At 41.1% G+C, this 1,092-nt stretch carries 1 protein-coding gene; it reads right to left on the bottom strand.

The window, feature by feature from the left end:
• Positions 1-27: 27 nt before the first annotated feature.
• On the bottom strand, positions 28-894 hold the full coding sequence (locus tag IAE53_RS11225; RefSeq protein ID WP_010280602.1) for an ROK family protein: 867 nt from the start codon (positions 892-894) through the stop codon (positions 28-30).
• Positions 895-1,092 lie beyond the last annotated feature (198 nt).

Genomic DNA, 1,092 nt, shown 5'->3' with positions numbered 1-1,092 from the left:
CGAGATAAATCGGAGATAAACTGAAAATTAAATTAGCGTCTTGGCAAGATAGAAGCAACCAAGAATCCCGGCATTGTCACCATTGGCAACAGGCACAATATAATCATCTAAGTCTGGAACGGCCAGATAATCACTCATCAACTTTGCAAATTGCTCGCGAATCAGTGGAAATAGGATTTCACGATGTGGTACACCACCACCAAACACAATCTTTTCTGGACGCAAAATCATTGTATAGTCCAAAGCTGCTTGCGCCAAATAAAAGGCTTCAATTTCCCAAGCTAAATGATCGTCTGGTAGTTCCTTAGCGCTCATTTGCCAGCGTTCTTCAATTGCTGGACCAGCGGCTAAGCCTTCCAAACAATTATCGCCGTGGAATGGGCAATGACCAGCGTAAGTGTCTTTAGGATGCTTCTGCAAGAAAATGTGTCCTGCTTCAGGATGTCCATAGCCGCTGACAAAACGACCACCGGAAACAATTCCTGCACCAACGCCTGTACCAACTGTTAAATAAACCATGTTTTGCACATCTTTAGCAGCACCAGTTTCAAATTCTGCCCAACCTGCGCCGTTGACATCTGTTGTCCAATAATAAGGAATATCACGCCAAGCCTTCATAGCACCTAAAAAGTCATATCCTGACCAGCCACGCTTTGGCGTGTCCAATACGTGCCCGTATGTTTTTGACCCCTCGACAATATCAATTGGACCAAATGCTGCGATACCAATAGCATCAATATTTTCAAATTGGTCAAAAAAAGCAATGACTTGTTTTAGTGTTTGTTCGCCATCAAGTGTTGGAAATGATGTCCGCTCTACAATGTTATAGTCGTGATCCGCTACCGCCACAACAAATTTTGTACCACCGGCTTCAATTGCGCCTAATAATCCCATGAGTTACTCCTTTTTTGCGATTTTATCGCGTTAATGATAAACGTTAATCAGTTGTTTACAAATATATTGTAACCGTTTACAGGATGTTTGGCAATAACTAAAGCAACGTTTTTTAAAACAAAGATAATATACTGCTTATGAACAAACATTTGAGCCAAGACGCTAATTTAATTTTCAGTTTATCTCCGATTTATCTCA

The organism is Leuconostoc sp. S50 (genome assembly GCF_016624925.1).
Classification (GTDB): Bacteria; Bacillota; Bacilli; order Lactobacillales; family Lactobacillaceae; genus Leuconostoc; species Leuconostoc pseudomesenteroides.
This window is presented reverse-complemented; position numbering and strand designations above follow the sequence as displayed.